Raw genomic sequence first — 25,981 nt, 5'->3', positions numbered from 1 at the left:
CGTCAGAGATCCTTCAGGAAGACAGCCATGGCACGGCGGAAATCGGCGACGTACTGCACCTTGTCCTCCGCCTTTGGCGTGATTTGAATGAAGCGTGCCGTGCGGATTTGTTCCGCCAGCGCACGCGCATAGGCAATGGGATGAATGAGATCCCGTTCATGACCGATGACGAGGGTCGGCGCGGCAATGCCGCCAAGATCTGCCTCCGTCACGCCTGGGCCGTCCTTCGCAATGGCGGTCAGAAGCGCGCCGGTGACCTCCACAGGTTCGCGCGAGAAGAAACCGGTGAGGGAGGCCAGGTTGTCCGGCGCTTCAGCGGCAAGACGCCGGCCGGTCGATCCTGCCAAGAAAGCAGCTTTTGCGGCCGGGGACGGTAAATGCGCGAGCAGATGGCCAACTTCGGCATTCGGCGCCATGTTCTCCGGCGCCGCGGCCGTTCGCCAGGCAGGTCGGGCAAGGACAAGCGCACGGACGAGTTCCGGCCGTCGCACCGCAAGGCGAAGAGAAATCGCAGCTCCCATAGAGATGCCGCTGACGACAACCGGCGCCTCCAGGGCGGACTCGATATAGTCGGCGACATCATCTGCGAAGGTCGAGATCGAAAGCTTGCCGAAGGCTCCGGCTTGCGAGCGGCCATGGCCGCGGGCCTCGATGGTGATGCGGCGAAATCCGGTATCAGTCGGAAACACCTCCGCGGTCTGGCCCGAATCGCCGCAGAGACCGTGCAGGAAGACGACCGGTATGCCCTCTCCTGCCGTATCGACATTCAGCCGCGTGCCATCGCTTGCCTCGAATGCAGCACTCATCGCCGCGCCCCGGAGAGCTTTTCCGACAGGAAACGGGCAACACCCTCGGCTTCGGCCGCGGTTAGCCCGTGGGTGATCAGGCCGCCGGCAAAACCAATCGCCTTCAGTCCATCGAGATAGTGCGTATAGTCGAGCACACCCTTGCCGGCCGTCGCAAAGCTGCCGTCCGCGTTCCTGTCCTTGGCATGGGCCATGACGATGCGGTCGGCGAGAAGATCGATGGCGGCTGAGATGGTCGCGCGCTGCGCATCGAGCGCTGCTCGTTCGAAGAGATTGGCGGGATCGAGCACGATCTTGAGGCGCGGGCTCTGCATCTCGTCGATCAGCCGGCGGGCCTTTTCCGCCGAATTGATCACATTGGCCAGTTCCGGCTCGATGCCGAGATCGATGTCATGGCGGTCGGCGATATCGATTGCCGTTTCCATGGCCTCCACCAGGTCCCGCCAGGCTTCCGGTGTGTCGTTGTCCGGGTGTGCCTTCCATTGGTCGAGCGGATCGCGCGTGCCGGTGCAGAGCGTGATCAGGCGCGTGGACATCGCACGGCTGCACGCCGCCAGCACGGCAAGCCGGCGGTGGCCCGCCTCACGTACGACCCGGTCTGGATGGATCATGTTGTAGGTGCCGGAGACGGCGGCGATTTCGATGCCGGCGTCTTTCGCCGCAGCGGCGACCGCACCCGCCTCTCCCTCATCGATCGAATCCGGCATGGAGGCGAGACCCGAGCAGGCCATGTTGTATTGCGCCGAGGCAAAGCCGGCCGCAGCTGCCGCATCGAGCACCGCCCTGGGCTGCGCGCCTTCAAACGTCTTGGCAAAGATCCCAAGTTTCATCAGACACCACCCGTCACATCGGAGAGCCTGACCGCCCTGCCGCTTTCGACTGAGCGGGCGATGGCGACCATGGCGCGGACGGAGGCAAGACCGTCATCGATATCGGCACCTTCCATCGGAGAGCCATCGAGGATGGTGCGGGCAAAACCTTCGACCTGACGACGATAGAAATGGCCATCCGCACCAAGGACGCGATGGGTTGCGCCGTCAGCCTCGCGGAAGATGTCGACCTCGCTCGTCTTGTAGTACCAGGGGTTATAGGTTTTGCCGAGGACGCTCCCGTTCCTGCCATAGATCTGGAAGCCCTCATGCCAGTCCATGCGGACCTGGACCGTCAGATCAAGGTGGCCAAGCGTGCCGGAAGCGAATTCCACATCCACGAACCAGCACCAGATGCCTGCCCGCTCGGAAAGCCGCGCCTGGACCGAAACGATGTCGCCGGCGAAATAGCGCGCTGTGTCGATCAGATGGCAGCCGTGTGCCAGCATGTAGTAGCGGCGCAAGTCGGCCTTCGGGTTGGCCGAAGGCCTCTTCGCATTGGCGCTGGTGACGATCAGCGGCTGCACGGCATCGGTCATCGGATAGCGGTGGGTGCTGTCGCAGTACCAGGCCTTGAGCGCAACCATCTCGCCCATCTCATCGGCAATGAAGGACTTTGCCGCCTGCAGGCCGGCATCGAAACGCTTCATGTGCCCGACCTGAAACACCCTGCCGTATTTTTCGACGGCCGCCTTGAGCGTGAGGCATTCCTCGACCGTCACACCGACCGGCTTCTCGCAGAGCACATGCTTGCCGGCTTCGAGCGCACGCAGCGACGCCGGAACGTGGAATGCATCGGCGGTCGCGATGATCACGGCATCGAGATCCGGATCCGCAAGCATCGCATCATAGTCGTTGTAGGTCTTCTCAGCGCCGTGGGTGATCGCCATGCGCTCGCGAAGATCATCGGCGACATCGCAGATCGCATAGAGATCGGCGTTGGCCGCCTTGGTGCAGCTTTCGAAGTGGGCGGCCTGGGCGATCTGCCCCGCGCCGAGTACGCCCACGCGAAGGCGCCGTTCCTGTTTTGCTGGCATTGCTGCCCCCTTCAAGTTTCATCGTTCGCCGCGGACGTCGAGCCTGGTGTCCCGGAGATCACGGCAGCCAAGCCCGGATCTGGCACCTAGAGAGCCGCATGGGTCTGCACATCGAAGAAGTGCAGCTTTGCCGGGTCGATAGCGAGATCGATCTGCTCTCCGGCCTTGACCATGCTGGTGGCCGCAAACCGTGCCACCGTGTTGGCCGCGCCGCTCAGATCCTCGACGGCATCCGGATCACCGGAATCGACACGGGCCGCCTCGACTTTCAGGTGCACGATCAGCTCGGAACCAAGCTCCTCGGTCGTTCTGACCAATGCCGGGATGGTCGGATAGGCCGCGCCCGACGGCAGGCGGCTGTCATGGAGATCTTCAGGACGGATTCCAAAAACGACAGGCTTGCCGTCGAAAGCCGCAAGACCGGGAACACGCTCGCGGACACTTGCCGGCAACGGGATCGAAAAGCCCGGGAGCCGGATCGATCCACCTTCCAGGCGCCCCTCGAACAGGTTCATTGAAGGCGAGCCGATGAACCCCGCAACGAACGCGTTGACCGGCTTGTGATAGAGTGCCCTTGGCGTATCCACCTGCTGCAACACGCCACTCTTCAACACCGCGACGCGGTCGCCCATGGTCATCGCCTCCGTCTGGTCGTGGGTGACATAGATGGTCGTCACGCCCAGCTGGCGCTGCAGGCTGGCGATCTCGGCGCGCATCTGGACACGCAGCTTTGCATCGAGATTGGACAGGGGCTCATCCATCAGGAAGGCCGCAGGTTCGCGCACCATCGCCCGACCCATCGCCACGCGCTGGCGTTGACCGCCGGAGAGCTGCGCCGGCTTGTTCTGCAGCAGCGTTTCGAGCTGCAGGATTTTGGCGATCTCGTTTACCCGTTTGGCGCGCTCCGCCTTGCTCTTCCCCGCCAGCTTCATCGAAAAGGCGATGTTGTCGAAAACGGTCATGTGCGGATAGAGAGCGTAGCTCTGGAACACCATGGCAATGTCGCGGTCTTTCGGCGGCAGGTCTGCCACGTCCTGGTCACCGATGCTCAGCGTGCCGCTCGTGATTTCCTCAAGGCCGGCGATCATCCGCAGGGCCGTCGATTTTCCGCAACCCGATGGCCCCACGAGGATCAGAAACTCACCATCGTGGATCGTCAGGCTCAAATCCTTGATCGCATGATAGTTGTTTCCATAGGTCTTGCAGATCCTGTCCAGCACAACCTCAGCCACGTCGCATCCTCCCTGCACTGTCCCGAACACCGACCGGCAGCCTCCACCGCTGCTATCGATTTTCGACAGAAGGCTCAGGAGTGACCAACAAAGTCAAGGTGAAAAAATACACCTGAAAGCCACGACAAGAATAAGAAACAAGCTCATCACATTGATAACAAACATGTTTTTTAGTTCGAAAAATGATATGCGTGATATTTTATTTTTTAACGCGCGTAATTTTTTATCTAAGGCATGCACTTGATGCCGAGCGCGCAGCATCATGCATATGCCGGCGCGCTTCAGCGCACCGGCGGCTGGGATATCACGTTGAGGACGGGAGGGGTCTAACTGCGTAGGGGAACAGGGACGGGCGCGTGTGCCCCGGCCATCCAGGATAGACATGCGGCCCTATCCGGCAGCCCCAGGCGACCGCCATGCGCCGTCACCGATATGGCCGCTGCGGCGGCCGCAAAAGCCGCGCAATCAAGTGGGCGGCCGCCCTCGGCCAGCGCCAGCGCGTAGGCGCCATGGAAACAATCTCCTGCGCCGGTCGTATCCACGGCCCGGACCATATAGGCCGGGAGGTGCCAAGAGACCGGATCGCCCCGCTGCCGGACATAGCTGCCACGGTCGCCATCGGTGAGAACCACCGCCGCTCGATCCGGCGACCAAAGCGCCTCCAGGAGTGCCCGCGGATCATCCTGTTCCAGATGGGACCTGGCAAAGGCGATCGGCAGCACGAGATGATCGGCAAGCGACAGGATTCGGTCGCTTGCAGAGCCGGCGGTCCACTCGATATCGGCGACGATGGAAAGGCCAAGCGCGTGCGCCCGCACGACAGCGGCCTCCGAATGGATGGCGTAGCCATCGATGAGGAGAACCGGTGCCTTGCTGAACACGACGTCCGGCAAATCTGGTGCCGTGCCGTGCAACACATCGTCATCATAGGCGATGAAGCGATCACCATCCGGCCCGACGGTGATGATGGACCGGATGGGAGCCGCATCGGCATGGCGAGGCGCGCAAGCGGTGTCGACGCCCTCGCGCTCCAGTTCGCGCCCGCCAATATCCTGCGCGGGTTCGCCCAGCCATCCGACGAAAGCAGCCCGCCCCCCGAGGCGGGCGACGGCGACGAGCGCAGTGGCGACATTGCCGCCATGGTCGCGGACACGTTTCGTCACCTTTCCCTTGCCGGCAGAAAGGGGACGGTCGACATAAACGATGTCGTCGACCGCCAGGGCGCCAAAGCCGATGACGTCAAAGGCGCGGGCCATGGTTCACGCGCCGGCCGCAGCGAGCGCCTCTTCCGGCGCCAAGCCATCGTGAATGACCAGTTTGAAGGCACGGGCGGCCTTTGTCGTATCGCCGTGTCCCCAGAGGTTGCGCCCCACGACCGCACCCCGCGCGCCAGCGCGCAGGGCATCCGAAGTCTGCTGCAGCGCGCCGAGCAGCGTTTCCGTCTTCGGGCCGCCGGCAATAACGATCGGGATCGGGCAGGTGGCGACGGTCTCACGGAAGGAATCGAAATCGCCGGTGTAGCCAACCTTGACCACATCGACGCCCGTTTCGTAGCCGATCCGGACCGCGTAGGCGATTTCATCCGGCGTGAAAACGATCTTGCCGCCATCGGAAAAATCGCGTGGATAGACATGGGCAATGACCGGCATTTCAAAGCGCGCGGCAGCGTTCACCGTATCGGTCAACCAGCGAATGTATTCGCCTTCCGTGTTGCCGCGCACGGGAATGGCAACGGCCAGCGCATCCGCTCCGTAACGCACAGCATCTTCCGGGGTGGCGATGAGCTGGCGGATCCGGTCGTCGGCCGTGAAGCAGCCGGCCTGGATGACAAGAGCCGCCTTGCCCGCATAGTCGGACCAAAGATGCCGCGCGGCACCAGGCTGGATGCTGACATAGTCAGGCCCGCCGGCCATGACCCGGCTCAATGCGCCTGGCAGGTCTGCTAGGCCACCTTCACGCACATTGCCGTAGCCAACGAAGTGGTCAACCGCGCCGCCAAAAAGATTGCCCGAAGCGTTCGAGAAGAGGCGTGACAGTCGAATTTTGGTACCGAGACCCATGAAAAACTCCTCCGTGTTTTCTGGCCTGACCCTAACTCGAAAGAAAAAGAACATTCAATCTTTCGATTCCTTTCATTTAACGCTTCTCATACGATTTCTTCCCGTGCTATCCTCAATGGGGCACGAGGTGCGCGACGCTTTACAGCGAAGGATGAGAAATTCCTTTCGAAATTCGAAACCCGGTGAGTAGGCAGCGAAGCCCTATGCTTGCAGAACAAAGACGCCAGCAGATCCTGATCGAACTTCAGCGGATTGGTCAGGCTCGCACGCGCCAGCTCGCGGACCTGTTCGATGTTTCAGAAGTGACGATCCGCTCCGACCTCGACATTATGGACGGGAAGAAGCTGCTCATCAAAACCCACGGCGGCGCCATAGCCCTGCCCGCGGATTCACCGGCAGCTGCCTTCGAGGAGCGCATGCAGCGCAACTTCGACGCCAAGAGACGCATCGCCCAGATGGCCGCGCGCCAGATCATCGACAATCAATCGATCGTCTTCGACAGCGGCTCTACGCTGCTCCAACTCGCCATGCAGATGCCGCCAGTAAAGAATGTCGTTGTGGCGACCACCGCCATGAACATCGCCCAGCACCTCATGTATCGCCCAGGCCTTGATGTTCACATGATCGGCGGCCGCGTGTTTCCGAGCACGGTCAGCACGATCGTTTCCGATTCCGACAAGGCTCTCGGCGGCCTCGTCGCGCATCAGGCCTTCGTCAGCGCGCACGCGATCGACTCGTCCTTCGACGTGGTCGATGTCTCCGAGGACATCGCCCGGACCAAACGCAATCTTGTGCGCATGGCGCGCCGCGTCGTTCTGGTCGCCGATTCCAGCAAATGGGACATCGGTGCGTCCTCGAAGGCATTCTCCCTCTCGCGCGTCGATCTCATCATCACCGACAGCAACATGCCGCACGGTATCCGGCACCGCCTGGAAAAGCTCGGCGTCGAAGTCCGCTACGCCTGAAAGCGTTCACGGCCGGGGTGCCTGCAGCCGAAGCGGCATCGCCCGGCGCGGGCCTGCGGCTAGTATCCGAGTTTGCGCAACGTCTGACGGTTGATGCGGACTGCGGAAGCAGGGTCTTCGCCCGCCACGGTGGACTCTTCCTCGACGACGATCCAGCCATTGAAGAGGGGCGCGGCACGAACGGCTTCGATCACCGCCGGCACATCGCACACGCCCGCCCCCAGCATGGCCCAGTCGCCCTCGGCATCAACGTCCTTAAGGTGCACATAGCGGATGCGCGGGTGGAACGCCGCAAGCGTGTCACCCATGACCTGTCCGCCACGCAGGATATGGCCCGTATCCGGCACCCAACCCACCTGCGGATCGAGAAGCGCGAAGAGCGCATCATAGTCCTCCCGGGTAAACAGCAGCGTGTTGTGATGCGAGGACGGATGAACCGCGACGGCCACCCCTGCGGATCTGCCGATCTCGCTTGCGCGGTTGTAGCACTCGGCTGCAACCGAGAATTTATCCGCGCGTGCACCCTCGGACACCACCGTTGCCGAGCCCATGGAAACGAGAGCACCAGGGAAATGCGCTGCAAAATCCACCCAGCGCCGCGCCGCTTCGAGGTCGGACGCGATCCCATCCGGCAGCGTAAAGCCGCTGGACGAACCGAAGGCAAAAGAAACGAGGCGCAGCCCGGCATCCGCGAGTGTGCGGGCGAAGGCATCAGGCTTGCCGGCATAGCCGCCGATCATGGTGTCGGTGATCTCGATCCCCGAATAGCCGCCGGCCGCAATGGCCCGAACCAGATCGTCAGGGCCGCCGGCCCAGGCTTTCCCCAGCATCTCCCAGGTAAATGTCTGGCAGCCGATTTGCAGTTCTGCAGTCTTCATAGGCTAAGTCCCGAGCTGTCGGTTGATCGTCACATCGACACACGGAGGCAATCTCAGCTCCAGGCGGACAACCACGAATCCGCATGCAGAAGCGACCGTGAAAATCCCCGATGAAGGCGACTGGTGACGCCTCCCAGGCATCTTGTCATTACGTAAGATAAAATGTTACCGTGCGTCAACTTAATTTGTTCTTTAAGTGCTTAATGTGGCACGGAAAGACGAAGATTTTATCAACGATGACAGATAGATAAGGCTTACAAGATGACACAGAAGAGCGACAAGAAACTCAGGATCGGTGTTGTCGGCTGCGGCAACATCTCGCTCACCTACATGCGCAACGCTCCGCTTTTTCGCGATGTCGAGATCGTCGCATGCGCAGACCTCAACAGCCAGGCCGCCCAACACCGTGCCGAGGAATTCGGGCTGCGCGTCACCGACGTCGACACGCTTCTTGAAGCCAGCGACATCGACCTGATCCTCAACCTGACCATCCCCGCAGCGCATTTCGACATTTCAATGCGCGCACTCTCCGCGGGCAAGCATGTCTTTACCGAAAAGCCGCTGGGCGTGACGGCCGATGAAGGTCGCCGACTGGTCGATACCGCAGATACCCAGGGGCTTGTCATCGGTTCAGCACCGGACACCTTCCTTGGAGCTGCCGGGCGGCATGCACGCCGCCTGATGGAAGCAGGCATCATCGGCAAGCCCGTCACCGGCACCGCCTTCATGATGGGGCGCGGCATGGAGCATTGGCATCCGGATCCGAGCTTCTACTACCAGCCTGGCGCAGGCCCGCTCATGGACATGGGCCCGTACTACCTCACCATGATGGTCAACCTACTGGGGCCGGTGCGCCGCGTCCAGGCAATCGCAACCAGCGGGCAGGAAGAGCGCCTCATCACAGCCGACGGCCCCAAGAAGGGCACGACTTTCAAGGTCGGCACACCGACCAGCGTGCTCTCACTGCTGGAATTTGCCTGCGGTGCGACCATCACCTTCGGCACCTCCTGGGATGTTTTCCGCCACTCCAACCATCCGATCGAGCTGCACGGCACCCAGGGCTCGCTGCGCCTGCCCGATCCGGACAATTTCGGTGGGGTGATCGCCGTGTCACGACAGGGCGCACCCTGGGAGGAAACGGATACGGCCAACGCCCTGTTCGGGGCCGTCAACTGGCCGATCACCGCGCCGGACCGCGCCAATTACCGCATGCTGGGCCTTGCGGATCTTGCCCGTTCGATAACTGAGGGGCGCAAGCCTCGCGCCTCCGGGAGCCTGGCGCTGCACGTCCTCGAAATCATGGAGGCGATCCTGCGGGCCGGCGAAATCGGCGCAGCACAGATTGTGGCCGACAAGACGGAGCAGCCGAAAGCGCTACACGAGGACGAAGCGCGGAGCCTGCTCGCATGACCAAGCTCGACCCATCCGCCGAACGGGCCCTCGCCTGGCCGGGCGAACCGGAAAAGCCCGTCGAAGAATGCACACCAGCAGAGGCCCGCAGACAGTATCTCGACGGTTTTGCCAGCAAACAATGGCCGCTGGAGCCAGTCGAAAGCGTGGAAGAGCTCGACATTCAGGGCATCCGTATCAAGGTCTGGCGTGGCCTTGGCGCAGCGCCTTGCGATGCCCCCGCCCTGCTCTATCTGCATGGCGGCGGCTGGGTGATCGGCGCGCCGGAAACCCATGAGGATATCTGCCGCACTCTCGCCAACGACGCCGGCGCCGTTGTTGTCGCTCCAGACTACCGGCTCGCACCGGAGCATCCCTTCCCGGCAGCCATCGAGGATTGCGCCGCCACCCTCGCCTGGATGGAGGAGCAGGCTACCGCTCTTGGCATCAATGCGAACCGCATCCTCGTCGCAGGCGACAGTGCCGGCGGCAACCTCGCCGCGGTCATCGCCCTCCTTGCCAGGGACGGCCAAGCTCCAGCCATCCTCGGCCAGGTGCTGATCTATCCCGTAACGGATCAGCAGCAAACCTCCGGCAGTTATCGCCGCTATGCAACCGATTTCGGCCTCACCACGCAGGCCATGCACTGGTTTCGCGATCACTATCTGCCGGACGAAACCAGCCGCCTGGACTGGCGCGCCTCACCGCTCCATGCATCCTCGCTGAAGGGCACCGCAGCGGCCGTCGTCATCCTTGCCGGCCACGACGTTCTCTTTGATGAAGGGCGCGCCTATGCGGAACGCCTGGAAGCGGAAGCAGACGTCCGGTGCCACACCTGGCCGGGACAGATCCACGGCTTTCTCTCGATGGGCCGTGCCATTCCCGAGGCCCGTGAAGCGCTCGACACGATCCTCGCGGCTTGGCGCAGCCTGGACCCTCGCGTCAGGACGTAGAGCGGGAGCCTCAGGCGGACTCGCGCATGACGAGGGTCGCCTCGAGGATCACGCGGGACGGTGCCACCTTGCGGTCGGCCTCCTCGTCCTCGATGCTTTTCAGCAGAAGCTCGACGGCCCTGGCCGCGATTTCGGATGCGTTCTGAGCCATCGTCGTCAGCGAAGGGCATGTGTACCGACTGAGCGGATGGTCGTCGTGGCCGGCAATGCGGATATCGCACCCATCCGCCCGCCCGATCTTCAGCCCCGAGGCGAAGGCGGCCGCCATGGCGCCAAAGGCGAAGCGATCGTTGGCGCACAACAGCGTCTTTCCCGGCAGGCCGCCTCTTGCCAGCATTCGCTCCACCTGCTCGTAGCCAAGTCGCTCGAACTCCCACGAGGGGAGCGATTCGCACGCGATCACGAGCGGTTCGTGGCCTTCGCGCTGCATCGTGACGCGGTAGCTGTCCGTCCGCTCGTTGGTATTGGCCATCATATGCGGCACGTCGAGGAAAATCGGCGGTTCGCCGGAGCGACACAGATACTGCACGATCGCCGCAATGCTCTGCGTGTTGTCGTTACCCACAAAGGGAAGATCGAAGGCCGAGGGGCTGTCGAAACAGACGACCGGAATCGCATCGGTGAGGCGCCCAAGTGCCGAACGCCGGGAGCCCGTGCCCAGCGGGGCCACGATCGCCCCCGCAACCTTGAGCGAAAGGAGCGTGCGGACCGCTTCCTCCTCGAGTTCGGGCCGGGTATGCGAAGAAAGCTGCACGGGCCAGAACCCCTTGGCGCGCAGCTCCAGCTCGATCAGCGAAACCACCTGCACGTAGAACGGGTCGGACATGCTCGGAACGAGGATGCCGATGTTCTTCGTCCGCTTGCGGTTCAGATGCCTGGCGAAGAGGTTCGGCTCGAAGTTCGATTTCTTCAGCGCCGCCTCGATACGCTTACGCGTCACCTCCTTGACCTGTGTCGGATCGTCAAAATATTTCGACAATGTCGGCCGCGACACGCCGCAGGCGGCGGCAAAGTCGTCCATGGATCTGTAAGTCTTTTTAGCCATTCCAATCCTCATCGCGGGGGCGACACTCTACAATCTCACATCGCAGGCTGAAAGGGCTGCCAGCACTGGGAATGGGGATGCAGCGACGAACTTTCGTTTGTTTACGAAAGTAAAGAAAAAACACATCACAAGCAACAGAAACCTCACCAAAAAATTCACGCGCGCAAATTTTTTTTATTACTTTAAATCAAATACTTGATGTGACATTCGACAATAAAATCATTCAACTTGCAATCGTCCCAGTTGACAGTCGGATCGTTCCGGCAGCTACTCATGTCACGATCTTGGGAGAGGATCGCTCACCTGAAAGTCCAATGGGAGGCAGATATGGATTTCAAAAAACTCAGCCACACTCTGAAGACCGCCGCAGCGGTCTGGGCCCTCTGCGCCACGTCGGCCTTTGCCGACACCACCATCGAGTTCATCCAGTGGTGGGAACCGGAAATGCCCGCCGGCGCGCTGCGCGGCATCATGGATGATTTCGAGGCCAAGAATCCCGGCATCAAGGTGACGCTCGTCAGCGGCCCCTATGCCACGACCCGTGACCAGATCGTCGTCGGCGCGGCCTCCGGCACGCTCAGCGATGTTGTCGGCCTTGACGGGGCATGGGTCAACGGCCTCTCGAAGCAGGGCGCCATCGCATCGATGGACGAACTGATGGAGAAGGCCAACTACGACAAGAGCCAGATCGCCGACATCGTCAAGGTCGATGGCAAGAGCGTCATGTTCCCGCTGGCGTCCTTTGTCTATCCCGTCTTCGTCAATCTGGATATCGCCAAGGCATCGGGCGTCGAAACGATGCCCTCGACCCGTAGCGAATTCGCCGAAGCCGCCAAGAAGATGACGGACGCCGCGAAGAACCAGTACGGCTGGGTTCTGCCGCTTTCGCTGCAGTCGCCGAGCGGCATTCAGAACGACGTCATGTCCTGGGTCTGGTCGTCCGGCGCCTCGATGATGAAGGACGGCAAGCCGGACCTCGAAAACGAGGCTGTCGTCGGCACGCTGGAATACATCGAGCAGCTGAACAAGGACGGTGTGATTTCGCCCGGCATCTTTGCCAAGAAGGAACAGGACAAAGTCGAGGAGTTCGTCAACGGCCGCGTCGGCATGATGGTCGATACGCTCGCCCATGTGAACCTGATCCGCGAGCGCAATCCGAAGCTGAACTTCGGCATATCCGCCCTGCCCGCCGCCGACGGCTATACCGGCAAGCGCGGCATGCCCTATGCATCCTGGGGCATCGGCATCAGCGAAGGCAGCGCCCACAAGGAAGAAGCCTGGAAGCTCGTGGAATTCCTGATGAGCCCTGAGATCAACGGGCGGCTTGTCTCCATCGCCAACGCCTTCCCGGGCAACGTTCATGCCAAGCCCGATTTCGTGACCTCCGATCCGATCTTCGCGGAAGCCTTCAAGATCTACCAGAGTGGCTACCCGGCCAACGAATTCGTTGGCCTGCCGGTCGCCGAGGAACTGATGCGCAACATGAACGTCGAGGTGCAGAAGATGTTCGATGGCGGCCAAAGTGCCAAGGATGCCGCTGCAAACACACAGAAGGCCTGGCTCGCCAAGTTCTAAGCCGGCACACTCAACAGCACCGGCAGCGTCGATCATGGCCTGCCGGTGTCGTCGTCAATCCCGGCAAATCGGACAGTCCCGCGATGAACCACTCCATGACGGCCCAGGCCGCAGCACCGCCGAAGGCACACAAGAAGGGCAAGCTTAGCTACAAGACGCTGCGCAAGCTGGTGCCATATCTCTACGTGACGCCGGCCACGCTCCTGCTGGTCCTCCTGATGCTCTTTCCGATGGTAATGGTTCTGCGCTACTCGCTGATGGACGGCGCCATCATGAAGCCGGACGCCGCCTTCGCGGGGCTCCAGAACTACATCGCCATCTTCCAGAACCCGGTCTTCTGGCAGTCCTTGTACCAGACGATCTACTTCACCGTGATGAGCGTGGTCTTCCACTTCATCCTCGGCCTTGCTTTCGCACTGCTGCTCAACACCGATCGTGTCGATCCGCTGATCCGCAGCATCCTGCGCGTGCTCTTCATTCTTCCCTGGCTGTTCACCGCCGTGATCATCGCCATCATCTGGCGCCTGCTGCTCGATCCGAACGGTGTCGTCAACAACGTGCTGATGGCGCTGCGGATCATCGACTTCAAGGTGGAGTGGTTTTCCTCGACCAGCACGGCCATTCACGCGCTGACATTCGCAAACATCTGGGCAGGATACCCGCTCTTCATGGTCAGCCTGCTCGCCGGCCTCCAGGGCATTCCAAAGGAACTTTACGAGGCGGCCGGCATCGATGGCGCCAATGAATTGCAGAAGTTCTGGTACATCACCATTCCGCAGCTGATGCCCATCATCATCAGCATCTCGTTGCTCGATTTCATCTGGACCATGCAGGTCTTCCCGCTTGTCTGGATGACCACCGGCGGCGGCCCGATCTATGCGACGGAAATGCTGTCCACCTTCACCTACAAGCTGGCCTTCGCCCAATATGAATTCTCACTGGCCTCGGCGAGTGCCATCGTCATCCTCCTCATCTCGATGAGCGTGACGTATTTTTACATCAAGCACCAGCAGCGCAGGTAGTCGGTCATGGCAAAGCGTTCCTTCAAAAACTCGATCCTGCCGACGGCCCTCACCTATCTCGGCCTTGCGGTCGGCCTGGTCTTCGCCGCCTTCCCGATCGTCTGGATGTTCTTCAGTTCGCTGAAATCCAACACGGAGATTTTCGCCCTGCCGCCACGGTTGCTGCCGGACGACTTCACGATTTCGGCCTACCTGACGATCTTCAATGATCCGACGAAGGTGCGCTTCTTCATCAACAGCTACTTCGTTGCCGGTGTCGTGACGGCTCTGACGCTCTTCATCGCGATCCTTACCGCCTACGCCTTCAGCCGCTACTCGTTCCGTTTCAAGAGCACCCTGAACATCTTCATCATCAGCACGCAGACCGTGCCGCCGATTACCCTCCTCATCCCCTATTTCGGCATGGTAGTCGCCTTCCGGATCTTCGACACCTATCTTGCACTGATCCTGACCTATCTGGTCTTCACGCTTCCCTATGCGGTCCTGCTCATGACAGGCTATCTGAACACCTTGCCCAAGGAACTCGACGAAGCCGTTCTGGTTGACGGCGGCTCCAGTTGGACGGCGCTGTGGCGGGTGATCGTTCCTGTGTCGATCCCCGGTATCGTGGCGACGGCAGTCTATACGTTCCTGCTTGCATGGAACGAGTTTCTCTTCGCGCTCACCCTGACCAAGTCCATGGATTTGCGCACCGTACCGATCGGGATCCAACTCCTCATGGGGCAGCACGCCTTCGAGTGGAACGAGATGATGGCCATGAGCGTGCTCGGATCACTCCCGCTGCTCGTGCTGTATCTGGTTGCCCAGCGCTACTTCCTCGCGGGCATGACGGCAGGCTCCGTCAAGAGCTGAGGCCTGCGCAAACAACGGGAAGACCGGAGCTTCAACGCGGCGCAGAAATCGCGCGTCACGATGCTGCTCCCGGCCGCCGCAGGAAAATGGCGAGAACGATGAGAGCGGCGGCCGACACAAGCGCAACGATATAGATCTGCTGGAACGAGCCGCTTTCGTCCTTGAGGACGCCGCCGAGAAAATTCCCGGTCATGGCACCCAGCCCGAGCATGACATTTCCCATGCCAAAAATCAGGGCTGTGGCCCTGGTCGGATAGGCCAGGCTCACATAGGCGGGAATGAGGCCGAAAATCGCGTTGAAGGCCAGCCCGAACAGGGCGGCCCCCAGATAGATCACCACAAGGCTCCGGTGATCGGCAAAGGCTGCGAAAGAGACGCCCAGCAGAAGATAGGCAAGGACCAGGGCTTTCTTCACCGTTATCTTGTCCGCAAGGATACCCATGAGGAATCCGCCGAACATGCCGATGAAACCGATCACCTTCCAGACGTCTCCTGCCGCGTCGATGCCATGGCCAAGCTCATCGCGAACGAAGGCGACAAGATAGTTCTGCGCCGGCATGCAAGAAAAGCCGTTCAGAAACATCATGGCGGGAACCGTGAGATAGGCAGGCTGCGCCAGCGTGCGCAAATCCATGCGCTCCATGGCGCTTCCGGCGGCGCCACGCATCCCGGCAGTCTTTTCCAACCCTGCCAGACGATACCAGCCCCACACGAACAGCAGGCCTGTGAGGGCTGCGACAAAAAACCAGACCGACTGCCAGCCATAGGCCGGCAGCAGGACTGGGATGGCAGACCCGTTGACGAAGACACCGTAGGCCGTACCCGACGACATGAGACCGAGGGCTTTTCCCTGATGTGCTTCCGGAATGAGGGCCTTGGCGACCACGACCATCGGCACCCAGACCGAAGCCGACGCCGCACCGGTAAAGAACAAAGCGACCGCCAGGGCGGTAAAGCCTTCCGTGAGCGGCACGAGCAGCAGGCACAGCGTGCAACAGGCCATCGAGAGAAGAATGAGGCGAGAGGCGCCGATCCTGTTCGTCAGAATTCCGCTGATGAGCGCAGCAATCAGAAAGCCGGCCTGCGATGCCGCCATGATGGTACCGGCGTGCCCGTAATTCAGAGAGAGCGCCGCCAGCATGTCCGGCATGACGGCCGGGAAAAGATAGACCCCGAAGCCGTAGGCCGCCGCAATAAAACCGGTGAACAGGAAGGTCAGGCCAACGGCCCCTGATTTGCGCGCTGGCGGAACGGCTTGATCTGTTGTGGTCACACCACGGCTCCCGGAGGTGCAAAGGGAAGGACAATGGGTCTTGCGGGCCGGCCCGCAATCCATCGGCGGCGGGATCGAGGGACCTGCAGTCCCTTCATTCCGCCCGCGACGCCTATTATCCACATCGCCAAACGGATGGGTATCGCGCGCGCGACGAGCCTCGATCTTATCGCGAATGACCTCTCTTTCACTCAAGCCTCTCTCGCCTGGTCCTTTCCCACAATCCGATCCGTATCAATGGCCGTCGTGGAACCCTGCGCCGATCTCGACCCGAGTCAGCCTCAGGAAGCGTGCCACAATCAATGTCGCCAGAGTGTCCCAAATCGACGGATATATGACATTTGAGACGCCTGAATTTCGTCCTACCATCAGGCAATACATTCCAACCTGATGGAGATTGTCATGACCGAGAATTCGAAAGGCACCGCGCTGATCACCGGCGCATCCTCCGGCATAGGCGCGGTTTATGCCGACCGCCTGTCGCGCCGAGGCTACGACCTCATCCTTGTGGCCCGCAACAGGGCGCGCCTCATGGATCTGGCCAAGCACCTTGCCGATGAAACCGGCCGCGCAGTCGAGGTTATCGCTGCGGATCTCGGTCAAAAGGGTGGCCTTGCTGAAGTCGAGACCCTGCTGCGCGCCGACGCCGGCATAACGATGCTGGTCAACAATGCCGGTGTCGGTGCAACGGCCCCGCTGCTGGCATCGGATATCGACAAGATGGAAGAAATGCTGACGCTGAACGTTAACGCGCTGACGCGGTTGACCTATGCTGCCGCACCCGGCTTCGTGGCCCGCGGCGCGGGGACCGTCATCAACATTGCCTCGATCGCCGGCGTCGCGCCGGAACGGTTGAACGGTGTGTATGGCGCCAGCAAGGCCTTCGTGCTTGCCTTCAGCCTGTCGCTCCAGAGCGAGTTGGCCGGCAAGGGTATCCGTGTGCAGGCCGTTCTGCCGGGGGCGACAGCAACCGACTTCTGGGGCATCGCCGGGACGCCATTGGAACATGTGCCGAGCGAGATCGTCATGTCGGCGGAGGATATGGTCGATGCTGCGCTGGCCGGTCTGGAGATAGGCGAACAGGTCACCATTCCATCGCTTCCCGACATCGGTGACTGGGCAGCCTACGAGGCCGCCCGGCAGAAGCTCATGCCCAACCTGTCGCGCAGCGTGCCAGCCTCCCGCTACGGCGTCGAGCGCAACAAGAGGCTATTGTCGGCATAGTCTCGGCCCTGGATGCATATCAGATTTCTCGCTATGGCATAAATCTGCTACATACGTCCTTATCAGACAGACGCGGTTCGCCATGCACACAGTCGGCTATGTCATTTTCCCCGGGTTCCAGCTCATGGGCTTTGCCGCGGTGACCGCCTTCGAGATGGCTAACCTCCATCTTGGGGAAGCCGCCTACGGCATCGAACTCCTTTCCGAAGCCGGTGGCGAGGTCAGGTCGTCCGCCGGTTTCGGGGTCAATTCGAAAGCCTTCGCTCCCCAGGCAAGCTACGACACGGTCATGCTGGGCGCCGGCACGGCAATCGAGCCGGTGACGCCGGCGCTGATCAATTTTGCGCAGCACGCCCACCAGACCGCACGGCGGCTGGCCGCGCCCTGCACGGGAGCGTTCATCCTTGCTGAGGCCGGTTTGCTGGACGGCCGCCGTGCGACGACGCACTGGGCCTTCGCCCGACAGCTCAGGGAGCGGTTCCCGGCCGTCAGGGTCGAGGAAGATCGAATCTTCATCGTCGACGGTACGGTTTGGACCTCGGCGGGGATGACGGCCGGCATCGATCTGGCACTTGCCATGATCGAGAAGGACCATGGCCAGGCCGTGGCGCGCGCCGTCGCGCGCAAGCTCGTGGTCTACCACCGGAGAGCAGGTGGCCAGTCCCAGTTTTCCGCCCTCCTCGAACTGGACGCGAAATCGGACCGGATCCAGAAATCCATCGGCTATGCCAAGGCCAACCTGCGCAGCCTCCTGTCGGTGGATGAGCTTGCCGATGCAGCAGGTCTGAGTCCGCGCCAGTTCAGCCGAGCCTTCCGCTCGGAGACAGGGCAGTCGCCTGCCAAGGCTGTCGAGACCTTACGCGTGGAGGCGGCACGGCTGATGATGGAACAGGGGCGCCATTCCATGGACGTGATTGCCACGGAGACCGGCTTTGCAGACAGCGACCGGATGCGCCGGGCCTTCTTGCGAACGCTTGGACAACCACCTCAGACAATCCGGCGCAATGCGCGGGAAAGCGCTTTGTCCCTATAACCAGCAAACAGGCGATATTCTATCCGCACACTACAGCGCTGCTGAGGGTTGATGGGCGCAGGCCGCCGGTTCAATGAACCCTCACAAACCACATCCCGAGCGTCCCGCTTCATGCCGGCAATCATACCCCTTGGGGCTGGCAGTCCATGCAGGGCCGCAGGGTAAGGCTGCCAAACAGCAGGTGGCGAGGAGCAACAACGCCTCTGGATGGCAGCACCGCTCCAACGGACATTGCGTGGCTATGCAAGGCGCACAGCATTCGGAGCCTTGCCGAGCCGTGCCGCGGCCAGCGCCATAGCGTCCTCCCCCGCCGGGAAATGGAGCTGCCCGGAGGTATCGTGCACCGCGGCCCAGACAGCCCTTGCGACGTCAGTCTCCCGGGTGGTCGCCCCGGGATTGGCGAAGGCGGCAAAGATCGGGGCTGCGAAGGGTGTATATTCCGGTGGCACCAGATCCTCCACCTTCACATCCGCGTTCTGCGCGAAACGCGTGGTCGGGCCGTAGCCCGGCTCGACGAGCCGGGTGCGAACTCCGAAGAAAGCAAGTTCGTGCGCCAGCGAGCCTGTAAAACCTTCGATCGCCTGCTTGCTCGCGGTATAGGCCGCCGCGAGCGGCATTGCAGCGAGCGTGACCGTCGACGTGACATTGACGATGACACCCGTGCGCCGTGCGCGCATTTGTGGAATGACCGCCTGGGTCATCGCCATGACACCAAAGGTGTTGGTGTCGAATATCTTGCGGACGTGAGACATCGACATCGCCTCGAACGCGCCAACGACACCGATGCCGGCATTGTTGACGAGGGCGTCGATAGGCCCGGCTGCGGTGACGGCGGCCGCGATGCTCTCTTCGTTCGTGACATCGAGCGGCAGGATCCTCAACCGCTCGGAACGGGGGAGAATATCTGCGTTCGGGCGGCGCATCGTTGCGATGACAGTCCACCCGTTGGCGAGGAAATGGCATGCGGTCTCAAGACCGTAGCCGGATGAACTGCCGGTAATCAGGATCGTCTTCACGAGAACCTCCATATGTTGGGGAGGCCCTTCGATAGCGCACGCCGTTTGGATGATATATAATCAGACGTCTAGAATGATTGCTCAATCGTCCAAAACCGCTTGTTCGTATGTCTTGGCGAACCGACCGGGAGGGCAGCCGACGCGCTTTCGGAACGCGGTGCTGAAGGCGCTCGCGGATTCATAGCCGATCTCGTCGGCGATCCGGTCAAGGGGCTTGGTGGCGTTGATCAGTGCATCCTTCGCAAGTGCCATGCGCCAGCGCGCGAGATACTCGATGGGACCGCATCCGAGCACGTCACAAAAGCGGGCGGCAAATGCCGAACGCGACAGGCCCGCGGTCTTTGCCAGATCCGCAACCGTCCAGCGCGCCCTGACATCGGCGTGGATGGCGCGCAATACCCGCGCCAGAACCGGATCCCGCAGCCCCCGGAGCAAGCCGGTCCGGTCCTCGTCATCGTCGATGCCGCGCCACCGCAGGGCTTCGACCAGGAGGATCTCCAGCAATCTCTGCAGCAGCATTTCCTTTCCGGGCTCGTCGCGGACGCATTCTTCCGTGATGAGCTGGATCATCCGGTGAAGCCTGCCGCCGCGCCCCTCCGCCGCCGGGATACGGATGATCGATGGCAACAGCGCCAGCAGCAGCGGAGCATTCGCCTGCTCGATACGAAAGGTGCCGCCCAGCGCGATGAAGTCCGGGTCCCCGTCCTGTTCACCATGCCTGACGGGCCCTTCGCGCGGATCCGTCAAATCCCCTTTGACGTCGGGATGGCTCGCCATCGTGAAAGGTGGCGTCGTCGGGAGGAGGAGGAAGTCGCCCGTCTGGAATCGCACCGGCAACGCTCCCTCGAAGGAGAGCCAGCATTCGCCCTGCAGGACGACCGCAAATCCGGGCGCTTTGTGAGCGGCATAGCGCACGCCCCATGTACTGCGCCCACTGATCGGTTTGGCTATTGCAGTGCTCGGCCGGAGCAATGCAATGACGTCGCTGAAGGGGTCCATGCGGACGATCCGTAATCAATTTAAGACTTCGGATTGTAATCTGTCCGGCAATCTCCGTCGAGATGTCGAACCGCTCGAGGGCGACGACAGGGGAAAGGGGCGAGACTGCCCTGCCTATCCCACCCACCCCGAGCAGGAGCCCGGAGATCATCAAAGATCGCCAGTCGCGCGGAACAAGGGGGCCGTGCAATGGCGGGCGCCCCCGGGGGCGAAAAACTCCCGGAGACATGCGCATGAAGATCGGTGGTGGATGCAGCCTACGTCTTCCGGGTCAGGAAAGTCGTGACGGCCTCGATCTCCGGCTGCCGCACCTCGTGGCCGCCATCGTGCAGCAAGAGCTCGACATTCGCTCCCTTCGCTTCGAAATGGGCAACGAGCGTTTCGGTGAAGGGCAACGGGCAGATCGGGTCGCGCCTTCCGGCTGTCACCAGAATGTCCCGGCCTAGAAGGGTCGGATCCGGCGCCGGCGCCCAGGGGATCAGCGGATGCATCAGCACCGCACGATCGAAAAGGTCGGGCGCCTCGAACAGCACCGAGGCGAGGATGTTCGCACCGTTCGAATAGCCAAGGCCGTAAAGCAGCACGCCTGGATTGGCCTGCTTATGCGCACGGACGAAATCCGCCATCTTGCGCGTGCGAACGGCAAGGTCCTCCATGTCGTAGACCCCTTCGGCCTTACGGCGGAAGAAGCGGTTCGCGCCATGTTCGGAAACATCGCCGCGGGGCGAAACGATGCCGGCCGCAGGCAGGATCTGGCCGACGAGGCCTGTGAACTGATGCTCGTCACCACCCGTTCCATGGAAGGTGAAAACGAGCGGCGCGCCAGGTGCCGGCGCTTTGGAGACGTGTTGGTACGCGTCGCGGGACATGCGAATCTCCTTTGCAACGAATCCGCAAGCAACCGTGGACGGCTGGCGGAAGTGTTTGAATGAAGGGGCCGCCGAAGATGGCCGGCGGCCGGGGTCGGCCTAATCGACGATGGGCGGCAGGATCTCTTCGATCCGTTCGCGCAGATGGGCGTGCTGACGCGGAAGTTTCAGCGCCTCTCCGAGATGCGCGGTGTCCTCGTCCCGGTTGAAGCCGGGCTCGTTCGTTGCCACCTCGAACAGCACGCCGCCGGGCGTGCGGAAATAGATGGCGAAGAAATAGTCGCGGTCGATGACCGGCGTAACCTGGTAGCCGGTATCCATCAGCGCCTTGCGCACCTCGGCCTGGGCGGCACGATCTTCGACGGCGAAGGCGACATGGTGAACGGAGCCCGCTCCCTGCCGCGCTGCCGGCGCGCCAGGCAACACTTCGAGATCGATGAAATCGGCGCCGTTGCCGTCCTTGACGGCATATCGTGTCAGGTCGCCGCGACGATCGATTTCCTCGTAACCCATGAACGTCAGCAGTTCGCCGGTGGCCCCGCCGTCGCGCAACCGCATGGTCACGCCATGAAAGCCGTGCACGCCATCGTCACCGGGCACCGGTCCGCCGGCAAAAGGCAGCCGCCGATCACCATCGACCTCAGCAAGAGCAAAGCCGTCACCGTCGGGGCCGAGGAACCGCAGGCGCCTCTCGCCGAAGGCTTCATCTCCGGCGAGGCCAACAAGACCCTTTCCGGCAAATCGTTCCTTCCAATAGCCGAGCGAGCCCTTCGGCACAGAGAACACGGTTTCGGAAACTTCGCCCGCCCCGCGGTTGCCCTTGGCGATGTGCGGGAAGGGAAAATAGGTCATGACCGTGCCGGCCGAGCCGTTTTCGTCGCCATAGTAGAGGTGGTAGACGTCCGGCGCATCGAAATTCACGGTTTTCTTGACCCGACGCAGACCGAGCGTCTTGGTGAAGAAATCGTTGTTTTCCTGGGCGTCGGCAGCCATGGAGGTGACGTGATGCAAGCCTTTGATCTGGGTAAGCATGGTGTTGTCCTCACTCGTGGATATCTTCGTTGAGCAACAGATAAATCCGCAGGCGCCAAATAAAAATAGACATAATAATTCATTTATTATTGACTTAATCGCAATTGTTTGCGGCTGCCGCCGAGCGTTGCATGCAGCACCGGGCTGGCCTAAAGTCGCGCAACATCCGGTCTCGCCTTGATGATATCGCTCAGCCGGAGGGATTGAGAGTTTGCCGTTGACGTTTCCAGAAAAAGAACTCAGCTGCGTAGGCCTCTGCTTCGGGACACCTGAAGCGCCCAGCCTCACCACCGTCCCCATCAAATCCGCCACCTTCTCCGTCACCAGCATCCGCAAGGATCTCGGCATGGGAGAACCGTGCGACATCCATCTTCCCGCCTGCAGCGCCTATTTTCTCATGCTCTATCTCGATGATGTGGATCATGCGGATATTCGGCCGGACGGAACATGCACGCCAGTTCGCTGCTACGAGCGCGGATCGATCTGCTTGGTCGATCTCGACGAAGGGGCCGCCATTCGCCTGCACAGCCGGCTGAACGCCTTGGCCTTCGTCCTGCCGAAGTCGCTTTTCGAGGAGGCCGCAACCCTTTCCAAAAGCACGGAAAAGCGCCGGCTGGCCTGCCGGCGCGGCAGGCCGGACAGCGTGCTGAGCAATCTCGGGACGGCCCTCCTCGTCTTGCTCGGAGGCGGCCGACAACCCTCGCCGCCGGCGCTGTTGCGTCACATGGCGGTCGCCATCTGCGCCCATCTCCTGCATCAGTATGGCGAAACGCCCGACGATGCCTCGGCAGCCACGCCGCAGTCATCCCGCCCGGGAGCAGCAGTGCCGGAAAGTGGCCACACCGTGCAGCACGGTGAGCCACCGCTTTCCCTTCTCGCCACGGCCGCGGGCCTTGCCGAGGATGAATTCCTGAAAGAATTCAAGGACGCGACGGGCCTGACACCCGCACAATGGCTGATATGGATCCGCGCAGAGCGCGCCAGAGAAACTGACGACGGTTTTACACGAACCTTCCGCCAGCACGCATATACGGACCGCCTTCACTAAGGAAAATCCTTTGCCTCGGCAGGGGGAAAACACGCACTCTTTATCCGTCCATCAACCAATTGCAGGAGGACACGGTGAACGACGCAGACCCGATCGACCCGACCGCCGCCCTGCACCGATCGACCCTGCATGCCGCGCCACTCGTCATCACGCGGCTGAGCTGTGACCGGGACGATCTTGCTCCTGATCCACCGAGCGTGCGGGAGGAAGCCTTCCACATCATCACGCAGCTGCGCGACTTCCGGCTGCACCGGCTGTGGCGGGGCGAGGCGCTGGTCTTCGAAGGCGGGCACCCCAAGGGAGCGCTTGCCATCACCGATCTTCGCGAGGAATGGCGCTGCCATCATCTTTCGCCCTTCGACAATGTCCGCTTTCAGGTTCCCTTCTGGCATGTTCGTGCCTTCGCCGACGAGCTGGGCCGACCCGAACTGTCGGGCTTCAAATGCCCGCCCGGCACGGTCGATGCCGTCGTGCTCGGCCTCGCCCAGGCACTGCTGCCGGCGCTGGAACGGCCGCGGGAGGCCAGCCGCCTGTTCGTGGACCAGGTCAGCCTGGCCATCCTGACGCACCTCACTCAAACCTATGGCGGCGTCTACTTCCCCGCCGAGCGCAAGGGCACGCTGGCGTCCTGGCAGGAAAAACGCGCGCTGGAGTTCCTTTCCACACGCCTCGACGGCCGGTTCTCGATTGCCGAGCTGGCGGAAAGCTGTGAACTGTCACAAAGCTATTTCATAAAGGCCTTCAAGGCGAGCTTCGGGCGCACGCCCGCGCGCTGGCTTATGGAATATCGTATTGCCCACGCCAAGGACCTGCTGCGCACCGACATCTCCATCGCCGAGATCGCTATCAGCTGCGGCTTTGCCGACCAGAGCCATCTGACGAAGACCTTCTCCGCGGTGACGGGTGAGACGCCGGCGCGCTTCCGCCGCGACAACCGACCCTAAAATTTCTGGATTGGCGAACCCGGCCCGCACGGCGTAAATTGCCTCAAGGGGAGACAAGGTTCAGAGGAATGAAGGCGTGAGCAATGCCTCTTCGATGACGGCTGTCTCCTTGCCCCGGGACACCCTGGGGTGCAGCCTCTCCCGGCTTGCGGAGGACCGCCGCATCGATGCCGGCGGCATGACGTTCTATCGCAAGAAGGCGGAGAAGGCGCCGCCCGAACCCGTAGCGACGCCTGCCACCAGCCGCGGCTACCTGCTGGGGCTCTCGCTTGCGGGCGGCCACCGGCGACGAATTTTCCAACCGTACCATTCGACCCTGCACGACTTCGCCGAGAACACCGTCTATCTGCGCTCCTTCCAGGATGCCTATCGCGCCGAGCTGACCGGGTCATTTGACTTCGCGCTCATCGAGATCGGCCCCTGCGCGATCGAGCGCATGGCCGACAGTGCAGACCTCGAAGGCGTCAGCGGGCTACGGGCTTGCAATGCGCAACCCGATCCCGTGCTGGGTGGACTGATGGGCGCGCTTTTTGCCCCGACGAACGATCAACTGAAACGCAGTGCCTTGTTCGTCGACCAACTCTCGGTGGCGATCGGCATTCACGTCACACACCGCTACGGCGATGCCGGCCGCACAACGGCGGCCGCACGGGTTGCCGGCCGCCGCCTTTCGCCGCGCCATATGGCCATGATCCGGGAATGGATGCGCAACCGTCTCGGCGGCGACCTTTCCATCCGAGAACTGGCGCATGCCTGCAACCTTTCCGAGGGGGCTTTCCTGAGAGCTTTTCGCGCGACGGCCGGCAAGACGCCACACCAGTTCCTGATGCAGGAACGCATGGACCAGGCGCGCGACCTGCTTGCTCGCTCCGTGCTCTCGATCAACGAGATCGCAGCGGCCTGCGGCTTTGCGGACCAGAGCCATTTCACGCGGATTTTCTCCCGTATCGTCGGAGTTTCGCCGGGGGCCTGGCGGCGCAGCCGGAGGTTCTGACCAGAGGTACCGTCAGCGTGCAAAGGCACGAAAATTCAACTCAGAAACCTGACAAAATGTTCAAAAGACAGACATAGGCGACAAGAACGACAGAAGGCGGAAAGGCATAGTTCGGGTTCCGGAGACCTCCAACCGGCATCCAGAAAGGGAGAAGTCCATGACCCCGAACGCCACGCCCACCCCAGGCAGCCTCCTGATATCCCCCGCCGACCACACGCTGATCATGATCGACTTCCAGTCGCAGATGTCCTTTGCGACCAAATCGATCGACGCGGTGAACCTGCGCAACAATGCGGCTCTCGTCGCCCATGGCGCAAAGGGGTTCGGCGTCTCGACGATCCTGACGACGGTTGCCGAGAAGTCCTTTTCAGGGCCGATGTTCAGCGAGATCACCGACGCCTTTCCCGGCCAGCCGCTGCTTGACCGCACCTCGATGAACACCTGGGAAGACGCCGCTGTGATTGCCGAGGTCAACCGCATCGGCAAGAAGCGGCTGGTCATGTGCGGCCTGTGGACCTCGGTCTGTATCGTCGGTCCGTCCCTATCGGCGCTCGACCAGGGCTTCGAGGTCTATGTTATCGCCGATGCCTGCGGTGACATCTCCACAGAAGCTCATGACCGCGCCATGGACCGCATGGTGCAGGCGGGCGTGCGCCCGATGACTGCCCTGCAATACCTGCTCGAGCTGCAGCGCGACTGGGCCCGGGCCGAAACCTACGAGTTGACGACAGGCATCGCAAAAAAATTCGGCGGCGCTTACGGCCTCGGCATCATCTACGCCAAAACCATGTTCGGTGCGTCCGAGGGCCATTGAGCCGTTTGCCTTACCCCTCTGCAGGCTCTGCTCCTGCTGTGAGGCGCTCGAT

25 protein-coding genes are annotated in these 25,981 nt (G+C 61.8%); 12 read left to right on the top strand and 13 right to left on the bottom strand.

Going from position 1 to position 25,981, the window contains the following annotated elements; all coding sequences use genetic code 11:
- Positions 1-2: 2 nt before the first annotated feature.
- The 6 genes from K0P03_RS23780 to K0P03_RS23755 all read right to left on the bottom strand — a co-directional run bounded on the left by K0P03_RS23780 (position 3) and on the right by K0P03_RS23755 (position 6,004).
- On the bottom strand, positions 3-806 hold the full coding sequence (locus tag K0P03_RS23780) for an alpha/beta fold hydrolase (RefSeq protein WP_023512738.1): 804 nt from the start codon (positions 804-806) through the stop codon (positions 3-5).
- Positions 803-1,636, bottom strand: a complete 834-nt coding sequence (locus tag K0P03_RS23775) for a sugar phosphate isomerase/epimerase family protein (protein WP_023512739.1) — start codon at positions 1,634-1,636, stop codon at positions 803-805. Before K0P03_RS23775 ends, K0P03_RS23780 begins: the two co-directional genes overlap by 4 nt.
- Entirely contained in the window at positions 1,636-2,712 is a 1,077-nt protein-coding gene (locus tag K0P03_RS23770; protein WP_023512740.1) for a Gfo/Idh/MocA family protein, read from the bottom strand. Before K0P03_RS23770 ends, K0P03_RS23775 begins: the two co-directional genes overlap by 1 nt.
- Before the next feature lie 86 nt (positions 2,713-2,798).
- Complete coding sequence (locus tag K0P03_RS23765; protein ID WP_037404728.1) at positions 2,799-3,944, bottom strand: ABC transporter ATP-binding protein; 1,146 nt, start codon at positions 3,942-3,944, stop codon at positions 2,799-2,801.
- Positions 3,945-4,270: 326 nt separating this feature from the next.
- Positions 4,271-5,200, bottom strand: coding sequence for a PfkB family carbohydrate kinase (locus tag K0P03_RS23760; protein WP_023514339.1), 930 nt, complete (start codon positions 5,198-5,200; stop codon positions 4,271-4,273).
- Between the two features lie 3 nt (positions 5,201-5,203).
- Positions 5,204-6,004 (bottom strand): class I fructose-bisphosphate aldolase, encoded by an 801-nt coding sequence (locus K0P03_RS23755; protein WP_023514338.1) that lies wholly within the window; start codon positions 6,002-6,004, stop codon positions 5,204-5,206.
- Positions 6,005-6,207: 203 nt separating this feature from the next.
- On the opposite strand from K0P03_RS23755, the gene K0P03_RS23750 reads away from it, so the two are divergent.
- Entirely contained in the window at positions 6,208-6,969 is a 762-nt protein-coding gene (locus K0P03_RS23750) for a DeoR/GlpR family DNA-binding transcription regulator (protein WP_024269900.1), read from the top strand.
- 59 nt (positions 6,970-7,028) lie between these two features.
- Here the strand turns inward: K0P03_RS23750 and K0P03_RS23745 are convergent, their stop codons facing one another.
- Positions 7,029-7,847 (bottom strand): sugar phosphate isomerase/epimerase family protein, encoded by an 819-nt coding sequence (locus K0P03_RS23745; RefSeq protein WP_023515645.1) that lies wholly within the window; start codon positions 7,845-7,847, stop codon positions 7,029-7,031.
- A gap of 261 nt (positions 7,848-8,108) precedes the next feature.
- On the opposite strand from K0P03_RS23745, the gene K0P03_RS23740 reads away from it, so the two are divergent.
- Positions 8,109-9,257, top strand: coding sequence for a Gfo/Idh/MocA family protein (locus K0P03_RS23740; RefSeq protein WP_024269899.1), 1,149 nt, complete (start codon positions 8,109-8,111; stop codon positions 9,255-9,257).
- Complete coding sequence (locus tag K0P03_RS23735; protein ID WP_023511987.1) at positions 9,254-10,189, top strand: alpha/beta hydrolase; 936 nt, start codon at positions 9,254-9,256, stop codon at positions 10,187-10,189. The genes K0P03_RS23740 and K0P03_RS23735 overlap by 4 nt, the downstream gene beginning before the upstream one ends.
- Before the next feature lie 10 nt (positions 10,190-10,199).
- Here K0P03_RS23735 and K0P03_RS23730 read toward each other — a convergent pair whose 3' ends face one another.
- Positions 10,200-11,234, bottom strand: a complete 1,035-nt coding sequence (locus K0P03_RS23730; RefSeq protein WP_024269898.1) for a LacI family DNA-binding transcriptional regulator — start codon at positions 11,232-11,234, stop codon at positions 10,200-10,202.
- Positions 11,235-11,561: 327 nt separating this feature from the next.
- Here K0P03_RS23730 and K0P03_RS23725 point away from each other — a divergent pair, with 327 nt between their 5' ends.
- The 3 genes from K0P03_RS23725 (at position 11,562) to K0P03_RS23715 (ending at position 14,683) form a co-directional block, all read left to right on the top strand.
- Positions 11,562-12,809: an ABC transporter substrate-binding protein gene (locus tag K0P03_RS23725; RefSeq protein WP_023517359.1), complete on the top strand. Its 1,248-nt coding sequence runs from the start codon at positions 11,562-11,564 to the stop codon at positions 12,807-12,809.
- 83 nt (positions 12,810-12,892) lie between these two features.
- Positions 12,893-13,831, top strand: coding sequence for a carbohydrate ABC transporter permease (locus K0P03_RS23720; protein ID WP_272790778.1), 939 nt, complete (start codon positions 12,893-12,895; stop codon positions 13,829-13,831).
- Between the two features lie 6 nt (positions 13,832-13,837).
- A complete protein-coding gene (locus K0P03_RS23715) occupies positions 13,838-14,683 on the top strand; it encodes a carbohydrate ABC transporter permease (protein WP_024269896.1) in 846 nt (281 codons plus the stop codon).
- A gap of 55 nt (positions 14,684-14,738) precedes the next feature.
- Here K0P03_RS23715 and K0P03_RS23710 read toward each other — a convergent pair whose 3' ends face one another.
- Complete coding sequence (locus K0P03_RS23710) at positions 14,739-16,151, bottom strand: MFS transporter (protein WP_156031754.1); 1,413 nt, start codon at positions 16,149-16,151, stop codon at positions 14,739-14,741.
- A gap of 207 nt (positions 16,152-16,358) precedes the next feature.
- On the opposite strand from K0P03_RS23710, the gene K0P03_RS23705 reads away from it, so the two are divergent.
- Positions 16,359-17,180: an SDR family NAD(P)-dependent oxidoreductase gene (locus K0P03_RS23705; RefSeq protein WP_272790777.1), complete on the top strand. Its 822-nt coding sequence runs from the start codon at positions 16,359-16,361 to the stop codon at positions 17,178-17,180.
- A gap of 82 nt (positions 17,181-17,262) precedes the next feature.
- A complete protein-coding gene (locus K0P03_RS23700; protein ID WP_272790776.1) occupies positions 17,263-18,213 on the top strand; it encodes a GlxA family transcriptional regulator in 951 nt (316 codons plus the stop codon).
- A 239-nt stretch (positions 18,214-18,452) separates the two neighbouring features.
- Here the strand turns inward: K0P03_RS23700 and K0P03_RS23695 are convergent, their stop codons facing one another.
- From K0P03_RS23695 to K0P03_RS23680, 4 genes are all read right to left on the bottom strand, one after another.
- On the bottom strand, positions 18,453-19,229 hold the full coding sequence (locus K0P03_RS23695) for an SDR family oxidoreductase (protein WP_272790775.1): 777 nt from the start codon (positions 19,227-19,229) through the stop codon (positions 18,453-18,455).
- 81 nt (positions 19,230-19,310) lie between these two features.
- The gene (locus tag K0P03_RS23690) at positions 19,311-20,228 is read right to left on the bottom strand and encodes an AraC family transcriptional regulator (protein ID WP_023514673.1); all 918 of its coding nucleotides are present in this window, start codon (positions 20,226-20,228) and stop codon (positions 19,311-19,313) included.
- A 257-nt stretch (positions 20,229-20,485) separates the two neighbouring features.
- Entirely contained in the window at positions 20,486-21,097 is a 612-nt protein-coding gene (locus tag K0P03_RS23685) for an alpha/beta hydrolase (RefSeq protein WP_023514672.1), read from the bottom strand.
- A 99-nt stretch (positions 21,098-21,196) separates the two neighbouring features.
- A complete protein-coding gene (locus K0P03_RS23680) occupies positions 21,197-22,129 on the bottom strand; it encodes a ring-cleaving dioxygenase (RefSeq protein WP_023514671.1) in 933 nt (310 codons plus the stop codon).
- Positions 22,130-22,346: 217 nt separating this feature from the next.
- Between K0P03_RS23680 and K0P03_RS23675 the strand changes: the two genes are divergently transcribed.
- From K0P03_RS23675 to K0P03_RS23660, 4 genes are all read left to right on the top strand, one after another.
- Positions 22,347-23,177 carry an AraC family transcriptional regulator gene (locus tag K0P03_RS23675; RefSeq protein WP_272790774.1) on the top strand — a complete coding sequence of 277 codons (831 nt, stop codon included), beginning with the start codon at positions 22,347-22,349 and terminating at the stop codon, positions 23,175-23,177.
- A gap of 74 nt (positions 23,178-23,251) precedes the next feature.
- Positions 23,252-24,121, top strand: coding sequence for a helix-turn-helix transcriptional regulator (locus K0P03_RS23670; protein ID WP_023512492.1), 870 nt, complete (start codon positions 23,252-23,254; stop codon positions 24,119-24,121).
- 76 nt (positions 24,122-24,197) lie between these two features.
- Positions 24,198-25,115, top strand: coding sequence for a helix-turn-helix domain-containing protein (locus tag K0P03_RS23665; RefSeq protein WP_272790773.1), 918 nt, complete (start codon positions 24,198-24,200; stop codon positions 25,113-25,115).
- 157 nt (positions 25,116-25,272) lie between these two features.
- Positions 25,273-25,929, top strand: a complete 657-nt coding sequence (locus tag K0P03_RS23660) for a hydrolase (RefSeq protein WP_272790772.1) — start codon at positions 25,273-25,275, stop codon at positions 25,927-25,929.
- Positions 25,930-25,981 lie beyond the last annotated feature (52 nt).

The sequence above is a fragment of the Shinella sp. HY16 genome, assembly GCF_028534175.1.
GTDB lineage: Bacteria > Pseudomonadota > Alphaproteobacteria > Rhizobiales > Rhizobiaceae > Shinella.
Note: the sequence above shows the minus strand (reverse complement) of the source record. Positions and strands in the feature narration are given on the sequence as shown.